This is a genomic window from Mycobacterium sp. TH-M11, assembly GCF_057473725.1.
This window is the reverse complement of record NZ_JBYCLD010000314.1, coordinates 1-10,591: the sequence shown is the minus strand read 5'-3', so window position 1 is coordinate 10,591 and position 10,591 is coordinate 1. Positions and strand designations below refer to the sequence as shown.

Annotated in this window: 11 protein-coding genes; 6 read left to right on the top strand and 5 right to left on the bottom strand. The window is 65.4% G+C overall.

What is annotated here, in order from left to right:
• A partial coding sequence (gene glgB, locus AC2VOG_RS12940; RefSeq protein WP_486940299.1) for a 1,4-alpha-glucan branching enzyme occupies positions 1 to 1,281 on the top strand: 1,281 nt, incomplete at its 5' end.
• A 4-nt stretch (positions 1,282 to 1,285) separates the two neighbouring features.
• Here glgB and AC2VOG_RS12935 read toward each other — a convergent pair.
• Together AC2VOG_RS12935 and AC2VOG_RS12930 are read right to left on the bottom strand one after the other, a co-directional pair.
• Complete coding sequence (locus AC2VOG_RS12935; protein WP_486940298.1) at positions 1,286 to 2,191, bottom strand: co-chaperone YbbN; 906 nt, start codon at positions 2,189 to 2,191, stop codon at positions 1,286 to 1,288.
• A 161-nt stretch (positions 2,192 to 2,352) separates the two neighbouring features.
• Positions 2,353 to 3,534 (bottom strand): acetyl-CoA C-acetyltransferase, encoded by a 1,182-nt coding sequence (locus AC2VOG_RS12930; RefSeq protein ID WP_486940297.1) that lies wholly within the window; start codon positions 3,532 to 3,534, stop codon positions 2,353 to 2,355.
• 79 nt (positions 3,535 to 3,613) lie between these two features.
• On the opposite strand from AC2VOG_RS12930, the gene mce reads away from it, so the two are divergent.
• A complete protein-coding gene (mce, locus tag AC2VOG_RS12925; RefSeq protein ID WP_486940296.1) occupies positions 3,614 to 4,090 on the top strand; it encodes a methylmalonyl-CoA epimerase in 477 nt (158 codons plus the stop codon).
• 8 nt (positions 4,091 to 4,098) lie between these two features.
• On the opposite strand, the gene AC2VOG_RS12920 is transcribed toward mce, so the two are convergent.
• Positions 4,099 to 4,395 (bottom strand): hypothetical protein, encoded by a 297-nt coding sequence (locus AC2VOG_RS12920; RefSeq protein ID WP_486940295.1) that lies wholly within the window; start codon positions 4,393 to 4,395, stop codon positions 4,099 to 4,101.
• A gap of 22 nt (positions 4,396 to 4,417) precedes the next feature.
• Entirely contained in the window at positions 4,418 to 5,086 is a 669-nt protein-coding gene (gene nucS, locus AC2VOG_RS12915) for an endonuclease NucS (RefSeq protein WP_486940294.1), read from the bottom strand.
• A 49-nt stretch (positions 5,087 to 5,135) separates the two neighbouring features.
• Between nucS and AC2VOG_RS12910 the strand changes: the two genes are divergently transcribed.
• The 4 genes from AC2VOG_RS12910 to AC2VOG_RS12895 all read left to right on the top strand — a co-directional run bounded on the left by AC2VOG_RS12910 (position 5,136) and on the right by AC2VOG_RS12895 (position 9,731).
• A complete protein-coding gene (locus AC2VOG_RS12910) occupies positions 5,136 to 6,743 on the top strand; it encodes an adenylate/guanylate cyclase domain-containing protein (RefSeq protein WP_486940293.1) in 1,608 nt (535 codons plus the stop codon).
• Positions 6,744 to 6,832: 89 nt separating this feature from the next.
• The gene (locus tag AC2VOG_RS12905) at positions 6,833 to 7,609 is read left to right on the top strand and encodes an SDR family NAD(P)-dependent oxidoreductase (RefSeq protein WP_486940292.1); all 777 of its coding nucleotides are present in this window, start codon (positions 6,833 to 6,835) and stop codon (positions 7,607 to 7,609) included.
• A gap of 107 nt (positions 7,610 to 7,716) precedes the next feature.
• A complete protein-coding gene (locus AC2VOG_RS12900) occupies positions 7,717 to 9,213 on the top strand; it encodes an AlkA N-terminal domain-containing protein (protein WP_486940291.1) in 1,497 nt (498 codons plus the stop codon).
• On the top strand, positions 9,210 to 9,731 hold the full coding sequence (locus tag AC2VOG_RS12895; RefSeq protein WP_486940290.1) for a methylated-DNA--[protein]-cysteine S-methyltransferase: 522 nt from the start codon (positions 9,210 to 9,212) through the stop codon (positions 9,729 to 9,731). Before AC2VOG_RS12900 ends, AC2VOG_RS12895 begins: the two co-directional genes overlap by 4 nt.
• Positions 9,732 to 9,776: 45 nt before the next feature.
• On the opposite strand, the gene AC2VOG_RS12890 is transcribed toward AC2VOG_RS12895, so the two are convergent.
• Complete coding sequence (locus AC2VOG_RS12890; RefSeq protein WP_486940289.1) at positions 9,777 to 10,262, bottom strand: DUF732 domain-containing protein; 486 nt, start codon at positions 10,260 to 10,262, stop codon at positions 9,777 to 9,779.
• Between the last annotated feature and the right edge of the window lie 329 nt (positions 10,263 to 10,591).

The following is a 10,591-nucleotide window of genomic DNA, read 5'->3' as shown; positions in this document are numbered from 1 at the left end:
TACCAGGTCACCTCGTACTACGCGCCGTCGTCCCGCTTTGGCACGCCCGACGAGTTGCGGGGGCTGATCGACGCGCTACACCAGGCCGGCATCGGCGTGATCGTCGATTGGGTGCCTGCCCACTTCCCCAAAGACGCCTGGGCGCTGGGCCGATTCGACGGGACACCGCTCTACGAACACTCCGACCCGCGTCGCGGCGAGCAACTCGACTGGGGTACTTACGTGTTCGATTTCGGCCGCGCCGAGGTCCGCAACTTCCTGGTCGCCAACGCGCTGTACTGGCTCCAGGAGTACCACGTCGACGGCCTGCGGGTGGACGCCGTCGCCTCGATGCTGTACCTGGATTACTCACGCCCCGAAGGGGGGTGGACACCGAACATCCACGGCGGCCGGGAGAATCTGGAGGCCGTGCAGTTCCTGCAGGAGATGAACGCCACCGCGCACAAAGCAGCGCCCGGTATCGTCACCATCGCCGAGGAGTCGACGTCTTGGCCGGGCGTCACGCGCCCGACTACCGTTGGTGGCCTTGGCTTCTCGATGAAGTGGAACATGGGCTGGATGCACGACACGCTCGACTACATCGGCCGTGATCCGATCTACCGCAGCTACCACCATCACGCGATCACGTTTTCGATGCTCTACGCCTACAGCGAGAACTTCGTGCTGCCGATCAGCCATGACGAGGTCGTGCATGGCAAGGGCACGCTGTGGGAGCGAATGCCCGGCAACGACCACATGAAAGCCGCCGGACTGCGCAGCCTGCTGGCCTACCAGTGGGCCCACCCGGGCAAGCAGTTGCTGTTCATGGGGCAGGATTTCGGTCAGCGGGCGGAATGGTCCGAAGAACGCGGGCTGGATTGGTTCCAGCTCGACGAGCACGGCTTCTCCAACGGAATATCGCGGCTGGTTCATGATCTCAACGCGGTGTATCGGAAGTCGTCGGCGCTGTGGAGCCAAGACATCAAGCCGGAGGGCTACTCCTGGATCGACGCCAACGACTCGGCCAACAACGTGTTGAGCTTTCTGCGCTATGGCAACGACGGCTCGATGATGGCATGCGTGTTCAACTTCGCCGGCGCCGAACACAGCGGCTATCGGCTGGGCCTGCCCAAGGCCGGACGGTGGCGTGAGGTGCTCAACACCGACGCCACCGATTACAACGGCGCCGGGATCGGAAACCTGGGGGGACTCGACGCCACCGACGATCCGTGGCACGGCCGCCCGGCTTCGGCGGTGTTAGCGCTGCCGCCGATGTCGGCGCTATGGCTGGCGCCCGAATAGGACTCTAGTACAACGCATTCGCGAGATTGCGTCGACCGGCAATGACCTCTGGGTCTGCCGCGTCGAACAACTCGAACAGCTCGATCAGTCGGGTACGCACCGACGTCCGCTCGTCACCGGATGTTCGCCGCACCAGCGCCACCAGTCGGTCGAATGCCCCGGCCGCATCCTGGCTGAGCAGCTGAACGTCGGCTGCGGCGAAAGCGGCCTCGATGTCGGTCGGTGCGGCATCGGCAGCCGCGATCACTTCCGGTCCGTGGGCGGTGGCGCGCATCAGAAACGCGATTTGGCGTACCGCGCCTTTAGCCTCGTCGTTGTTGGGGTCGTCGTCGAGGATCGCCTGATAGGAGTTCAGCGCCGCGCCGAGGTCGTTGTCCTCCAACTGCTGACGGGCCTGCGCCAGCGCCGGATCCACCGCTGTGGGCTCGTCGGGACCGGCTGCACCGCTGAGCTTTCCGGCGGTCGCCGACAGCAGCGAGTCGACCCAGCGGCGTAACTGCTCCGGCGGCTGGGCACCTTGGAAGCTGGAGAGCGGTTGTCCGGCGGCCAACGCCACGACGGTGGGAACCACCTCGACGCCGAAGATCTGCGCCACCCGTGGAGCCACATCGACGTTGACGGTGGCCAGCGCCCATTTGCCGTTGTCCTCGGCGGCCAGGCCGGCCAGGATGTCGGCCAACTGCAGACAGACCTCGCTGCGCGGCGACCACAACAGCACCACGACCGGCACCTGGTTGGAGCGCAGCAATACCTCGTCTTCGAAGTTGGTTTCGTTGACCTCGATACCGGCGGACGACGCGCTCGACCCGTCCCCGCGACTGCCTCCACTGGCAGGAGGGGGTTGCTTCAGGGCAGAAAGATCGACCGCGCCAGACAACGCAGGTCCGATCGAGGGGCGTGGACGGCTCACGCGATCAAGTCTGGCACGGCGCCGCAGGTGCGTTTCATCCGGTTGAGACGGCGCTATGGGCAACATCACATCAGAGTTGGTCGAGCCGAGCGTCATGCAGCTCCAGCAAACTTCTGGACGCCTGTCCAACCGGGCCGGCCACAAACCGTACTGGCCGGTAACTAGCCAGCGCGGAAGATCAGGGCGTCGCCCTGGCCACCGGCTCCGCACAGCGCAGCAACGCCGTATCCAGACCCGCGGCGGGCCAATTCGAGTGCGGTGTGCAGCGCGATGCGGGCCCCGGACATGCCGAGCGGGTGACCGATCGCGATCGCGCCGCCGTTGACGTTGACGATCTCGGGGTCCACACCGAGCTCCTGCATCGAGGCCAGCGCGACCGCCGAGAACGCCTCGTTGATCTCGATGACGTCGAGCTGACCGACGGAGATACCTTCCCGCAGAAGAGCCTTCTTGATCGCGTTGGCGGGCTGCGATTGCAGCGTCGAGTCCGGGCCGGCCACCACGCCGTGGGCGCCGATCTCGACCAGCCAGTTCAGGCCCAACTCCACTGCCTTGTCCTTGTTCATCACCACGACCGCGGCCGCGCCGTCGGAGATCTGCGACGCCGACCCGGCGGTGATGGTGCCGTCCTTGCGGAATGTCGGTTTGAGCCCGGCAAGCGACTCGGCGGTGGTGTTGGCCCGGATGCCCTCATCCTCGGCGAACTGCAGCGGGTCGCCCTTGCGCTGCGGAATGCTCACCGGGACCACCTCGTCGGCGAAAACACCGTCTTTCCATGCCGCGGCGGCCCGTTGATGCGACCGCGCCGCGAACTCGTCCTGCTGGGCGCGGGTGAACTTGTCGACCTCGTTGCGCTGCTCGGTGAGCGCACCCATCGGCTGGTCGGTGAACACGTCGTACAAGCCGTCGTAGGCCATGTGGTCACGGACCGTGACGTCGCCGTACTTGTAGCCCGAGCGGCTGTCCATCAGCAGGTGCGGGGCCTTGCTCATGGACTCCTGGCCACCGGCCACCACCACGTCGAACTCGCCGGCCCGAATGAGCTGATCGGCCAGAGCGATGGCGTCGATACCGGACAGACACATCTTGTTGATGGTCAGGGCCGGCACGTCCCAGCCGATGCCGGCGGCGACGGCGGATTGCCGGGCCGGCATCTGGCCGGCCCCCGCGGTCAGCACCTGGCCCATGATCACGTACTGCACCAGCGTGGCCGGGATGTTCGCCTTCTCCAGCGCGCCCCTGATCGCGATGGCGCCCAGATCGCTGGCGCTGAAATCCTTCAGCGAACCCATCAACTTGCCGACTGGCGTCCGTGCTCCAGCAACGATCACCGATGTCGTCATGACTACCTCCACAGCGTGGTCCAGGGGCCGATCGACAAGATCGGGAAGGGCGGATTCTTCACGGTCAGGTTACCGTTACGTGATGACCACCGATCAAGTTGACACCCGTCGAGTACTCGGCACCGCTCTGGTGACAGCGGTCGACCACGTCGGCATCGCGGTGCCCGACCTCGACGACGCGATCGCGTGGTACCACGACCACCTCGGCATGATCGTGCTGCACGAGGAAATCAACGACGATCAAGGAATTCGCGAGGCGATGCTCTCGGTGCGCGGCGCCGCGGTCGGTAGCGCTCAGGTTCAACTGATGGCACCCATCGACGACTCGTCGGCAATCGCCAAGTTCCTCGACAAGCGCGGCCCCGGCATCCAGCAGATCGCCTACCGGGTCAGCGACCTCGACGCGCTCACCAAGCGCCTGCGCGACCAGGACATCCGGTTGCTCTACGACGTGCCCCGGCGCGGCACAGCGAACTCGCGGATCAACTTCATCCACCCCAAGGACGCCGGCGGCGTGCTTGTCGAACTGGTCGAGCCTGCCGACGACACCGCCTAAGCCTAAGCCTAAGACCACTTTCGGGTCGGCGCGCGCGTTGCGCGGTTTGCCCAGCACGGGGTGTGCCAATGCCGTCGATCGTCAACCGCCGCCTCGCCGCAGTTGGCCAGCCACACCACCACATGGGCTGTGCCTGGTCGTATTTCGTGATCGCAGCCCGGGCAGCGATAGGTTTTGAGAGCCCGCGCAGCGGCTATCGACCGCACCTCGTAGTGGTGGCCGCCCGGCCCGGTCTCCACCCGACGCGGAGCGGGCAGCGGCGGAGGTGGCTGCTGCCGACGCGCTGAACTGCGGCGCCGAGACATGACCGCAGTCTAGTGAGGCAGCTCAGAACAACCGGAACTCGTCGGAATCCATGCCCCGCATTTTGTCGTAATCCAATGTCAGACAACGAATCCCGCGATCGGTTGCCAAGGTTTTCGCCTGCGGCTTGATCTGCTGGGCCGCAAAGACCCCGCTCACCGGCGCCAGCAGACTGTCCCGGTTGAGCAACTCCAGGTATCGGGTGAGCTGCTCGACTCCATCGATTTCACCACGGCGCTTGATCTCGACCGCAACGCAGCGCCCCTGATCGTCGCGGCACAGTAGGTCGACCGGACCGATCGGCGTCATGTACTCGCGGCGCACCAGCGTGTAGCCGGCTCCGAGCAACTCGACATGCTCGGCGAGCAGCACCTGTAAGTGGGCTTCGACACCGTCCTTGACCAGCCCTGGGTCGATCCCTAGCTCATGGCTTGAGTCGTGGTCGATCTCCTCGACCGTGATGCGCAGTTGCTCGCCGGCCTTGTTCTGTACCACCCACACCGAGGCGTCACCGGCCTCTTCGGAGAACCAGCACGGCGGGCTCATCCAGTTCAGCGGCTTGTAGGCGCGGTCGTCGGCATGCACGCTCACCGAGCCGTCGGCCTTGAACAGCAGCAGCCGCCGCGCCGAAGGCAAGTGAGCGGTCAGCCGTCCGACGTAATCCACGGTGCAACGAGCGATGACGAGGCGCACGCACCACACCTTAAGCGCGAGCCCACCGAGCAACTAGGCTGACGCCACCATGACGGCCAGGCGATCGACCGCGCAGCGGCTGGGGCGCGTGTTGGAGCGGGTCACCCAGCAGAGCGGTCGACTGCCCGACACTCCGGCCTATGGATCCTGGCTGCTGGGCAAGGTGTCGGAGAGCCAGTCCCGGCGCCGGGTGCGGATCCAGCTCATCCTGACGGTATTCATTCTCGGAGCGAACGTGATCGGGATCGGCGTCGCGGCGCTGCTGCTGACTGTCGCGTTCCCGAAGCCGAGCGTCTTCAGCGCCGAGTATCTGTGGATCACCTTTGCCGTCACGCCGGCGTATTGTGTCGTCGCACTGGGTCTGGGCACCTATTTGATCACCCGCCGGACCATCGGCGTCCTGCGCTGGTCCATCGAGGAGCGACAACCCACCCCCGGCGACGAACGCGCGACGTTCACCGCACCGTTCTGGCTGGCGCTCGGTGTCCTCGTGCTGTGGGTGATCGGGACCGCTTTGCTGACAACGCTTTACGGTTTGGCCAATAGCACGTTCATTCCGATCGTCGGCTTCTGCGTCAGCGTATGCGGGATCCTGGTGTCCACTGCGTGCTATCTGTTCACCGAGTTCGCGCTGCGACCGGTGGCTGCCCAGGCGCTCGAGGCGGGCGGTCCGCCGCGACGACTGGCGCCCGGGATCATGGGCCGGACGCTGACCGTGTGGCTGCTGGGTTCTGGCGTCCCGATGCTCGGCATCATGGTCACCGCCCTGTTGGGTGGCGTGCTGCTGGACAATCTGAGCAAAACCCAGTTGGCGGTCGCGATCTTGGTGATCTCCACTGCCGCAGTAATTTTCGGCTTCGTACTGATGTGGATCCTGGCCTGGCTGACCGCGACACCGGTACGGATGGTTCGGGCTGCACTCAAACGCGTCGAAGAGGGCGACCTACGCGGCGATCTGGTGGTGTTCGACGGGACCGAACTCGGGGAGTTGCAGCGCGGATTCAACGCGATGGTCGACGGTCTGCGCGAGCGGGAACGGGTGCGGGATTTGTTCGGGCGCCACGTCGGACGCGAAGTCGCCGCCGCCGCCGAGCGCGACATGCCGCAACTCGGTGGCGAAGAACGCCATGTCGCAGTGGTTTTCGTCGATGTCATCGGGTCGACGCAATTGGTGACGAGCCGACCGGCCGCCGAGGTCGTCCAACTGCTCAACCGGTTCTTCGCGGTGATCGTCGAAGAGGTCGACCGTCATCACGGGCTGGTCAACAAATTCGAGGGCGACGCGGTGCTTGCGGTCTTCGGAGCTCCCAACCATCTCGACCGACCCGAGGATCAGGCGCTCAGTGCCGCACGCGCTATCGCCCGTCGTCTGGACAGCGAAGTACCCGAGATCAAGGCCGGCATCGGGGTCACGGCCGGCAACGCGGTGGCCGGCAATGTCGGCGCCAAGGAAAGGTTTGAATACACGGTGATCGGCGAACCGGTCAACGAGGCCGCGCGGCTGTGCGCGTTGGCCAAAAACGAGCCACACCGGCTACTGGCCTCCTCCGAGACTGTCAACGCGTCCAGCGATGGCGAGCGGGCCCACTGGTCGCTGGGACACACCGTCACGTTGCGCGGCCACGATCATCCCACCCAACTGGCATCACTCTCCTAGCTCGGTCAGGTCGGCACCCGAAGGAAGCGCTCCGGGAGGCTGGGCAATGGCGAACGATCCGGCAATTGCGTCGTGCATAGGATGTCGCTGTGGATATCAATGGAGCTAGCGCCGTCGTCACCGGCGGCGCGTCAGGAATCGGTGCGGCGACTGCCCGTCAGTTGGCCGCCAAAGGTGCCCGGGTCGTCGTAGCGGACCTTCAGGCCGACAAGGGCGAAGCACTCGCCAACGAGATCGGTGGCGTCTTCGTCACCGTCGACGTCACCAACACCGACCAGATCATCGACGCGGTCAAGACCGCGGCCGACCTGGGCCCGCTGCGAGCGCTGGTCAACTCTGCCGGCATCGGCTGGGCTCAGCGCACCATTGGCAAGGACGGTGAGTTCTCCTCCGCGCACGACCTCGGTGCCTACAAGAAGGTCCTCGACATCAACCTCGTCGGCACCTTCGACTGCATCCGCATCGCGGCCACTCAGATGAGCAAGAACGACTTCACCGAGACCGGTGAGCGTGGCGCGATCGTCAACATGACCAGTGTGGCGGCCTTCGACGGCCAGATCGGCCAGGCCGCCTACTCGTCGTCCAAGGGCGGCGTCGTAGGTCTGACCCTGCCGGTCGCCCGCGACCTCTCAGCCGTCGGTATCCGCGTCAACACCGTCGCTCCCGGACTGATCGACACCCCGATCTACGGCGAGGGCGAGGCCTCAGAGGCGTTCAAGGCCAAGCTCGGGGAGTCCGTGCTGTTCCCGCACCGCCTGGGCAAGCCCGACGAGTTGGCTTCCATGGTCGTCGAACTGCTCACCAACTCCTACATGAACGCCGAGGTGGTCCGCGTCGACGGTGGCATCCGGATGCCACCGAAGTAAGCCTGCGACGACCGTGTGAACCCGAGACCGGCGGGGGCGTTTCTGCTGGCGACGGCCACGTCGCTTTTCCGCTAGCAATGTCGGTACGCGGGTGTAAAAGTCAAAGCGTGCACGAAGACTTCGACCGCTGCTACCGGGCCGTGCAATCCAAGGACACCCGGTTTGACGGCTGGTTTGTCACCGCGGTGCGCACCACCGGGATCTATTGCCGGCCGAGTTGCCCCGTGCACCCGCCGTTCGCCCGCAATGTGCGCTTCTATCCGACGGCGGCCGCGGCGCAGCGTGGGGGGTATCGGGCGTGCAAACGGTGCCGCCCCGACGCCTCGCCCGGCTCGCCGGAGTGGAACATCCGCGACGACCTCGTCGCGCGGGCGATGCGCCTGATCGCCGATGGCACCGTTGACCGTGAGGGCGTTACCGGCCTGGCGACCCGGCTGGGTTACACCACCCGCCAACTTCAGCGGCTGCTGCAGAACGAGGCCGGCGCCGGTCCACTCGCCCTGGCCCGGGCCCAGCGGGCACAGACCGCACGGGTATTGATCGACACCACAGATCTCCCCATCGGCGATATCGCTTTTGCCGCCGGCTTTTCCAGCATCCGGCAATTCAACGACACCGTGCGTTCGGTATTCGACTGCACACCAACGGAATTACGCAGAAGCACAGCCACCGGCCGCGGACGTCGTCCGGCAGAAGCAACGTCTCCGGGCACGGTGACGCTGCGCCTGCAGGTTCGGGTCCCGTTCGCCTACGAAGGAGTGTTCGGCCATCTGGCCGCTGCCGTGGTACCAGGGTGCGAAGAGGTCCGCGACGGCGCCTTTCGGCGAACGCTACGGCTCCCGTTCGGCAACGGGATCGTCAGTCTCACACCGGCAACCGACCATGTCCGCTGCGTTCTGGTCCTCGACGACTTCCGCGATGTGACGTCAGCGATCGCCCGCTGCCGGCGATTGCTCGATCTCGATGCCGACCCGGGCGCGGTGATCGACGTGTTGAGCTCCGATGAGGTGCTGGCCCCAGTGGTCGCGAACGCCCCAGGCCAGCGTATTCCGCGGACCGTCGAGGAGGCTGAACTCGCCGTGCGGGCAGTGCTGGGTCAGCAGGTCTCCATGAAGGCGGCGCGCACCCACGCCGGCAGGCTGGTCATGGCATATGGCGATGCGATTCACGACGCGAACGGCGCACTGACGCATCTATTTCCGTCGATCGAGCAACTCGGCGACATCGACCCCGCTCAGCTGGCCGTTCCCGCCTCCCGACAACGAACCGTCACCGGCCTCATCGCGGCGCTCGGCGACGGCAGCGTGGTGCTGAACGCCGGCTGCGACTGGCAGGCGGCTCGCCGTCAATTGCTGTCAGTACCCGGGGTCGGCCCGTGGACCGCCGAAATCATCGCCATGCGAGGTCTGGGCGATCCTGATGCCTTCCCGGTCGACGACCTTGGATTACGTTTGGCCACAGCGCGACTGGGCCTACCCACGGATCATCGCGAGTTGACCGCGCGAAGTCGACGATGGCGCCCGTGGCGTTCTTACGCGACACAGCATTTATGGACGACGCTGGAGCACTCGGTGAACCGCTGGCCTGTCAAGGAGACCGCATGACGCACTACCGAACCATCGACTCCCCGATCGGTCTGCTGACCCTGGCCGGCCACGGCCAAACGCTGACCAATGTGAGAATGGTCGACCAAACCCACGAGCCGAACCGGGCCGGCTGGTCGGCGAATCCGACGGCATTCGGCGACGCCGTCGACCAGCTCAACGCCTACTTCGCCGGTGTGCGAACCGATTTCGAACTCGACCTCGAGCTGCAGGGCAGCCAGTTTCAGCGGCGGGTGTGGCAGGCACTGCTGACGATCCCGTTCGGCGAGACTCGGTCCTACGGCGAGATCGCAGCACAGATAGGCACTCCGGGCGCGGCCCGGGCTGTGGGACTTGCCAACGGCCACAACCCAATCGCGATCATTGTTCCGTGCCACCGGGTGGTCGGCGCCAGCGGCAGCCTCACCGGGTACGGTGGCGGGCTGGATCGCAAAAGGTTACTCCTGGCCCTGGAAAAGAAGCACCGTTGTCCGGCGTTGCCGTTGTTCGACTCCAACGCCAACCCGGGCGCCCGGTAACGGCCGCAGCCACCCACCAGCGAGTTCAGCGGCCGGCGACAGCCGCTATGGAGTGGGCATCCCTGGCAGGCCAAGCGGCAGTCCCAGTCCGCTGGCGCCGGGAAGCGGAAAAGGCATGTTGCCGTTCGCGACCGACGTCATAAAGCCCGGACATTGCGATTGGATCGCCATGCTGGCCAGGAAGCCCACCATGGGTGGAGCCAGGCCACCCTGGCCGCTCATCTGGGCCGCGCCACTGGCCAGGCTGCTGCCCGGCTTGACCAGCATGGGGCAGATCGACTGTCCCATCTGGGCGATGGCGCTGCTCACCGGACCATTGTTGCCGATACCCACACCGTTGAGAGCCGGCCCGACCGCGTCACCGACCGAATCGGCATGCGCTTCCGGAACCGCCCCTAAGACCGCGGCAAAGACAGCCGCGGTAACGATGACAGGACGCACAACCGAGGTCGCCACGATCTCGACGGTGTCCCACCGGGTGCGCCCGTTAGCCGCAGTTGTCCGCCCCCCGGCCGATTTCCTCGTGGTCATGTAGAACTCCCCTCCGTAAGCACTCCATACACATAGAGCACAGGTTTCACTTTGATAACGGTAGGGTAGTTTTGTCACAGTAACAACACGATCAGATCACCGTTTGAAACCGTAGCGTTGCGCTACCGCGACCTACGAGACTCGAATGAAACAATCTCGGCTTTTGACCTGAGTTTGGACATGTCCGACGGAATTCCGGGGGCATAGCGTCTTGACCAGCACTTTCCTTTGTTGTGGTGGGCGATTTGGGGTACTAAACCGGTAGATTCGTGCGGTGGCGTACGTGCGGAAAGTGCGCACCGCCTCCGGTGCGGTCGCGGTTCAGGTCG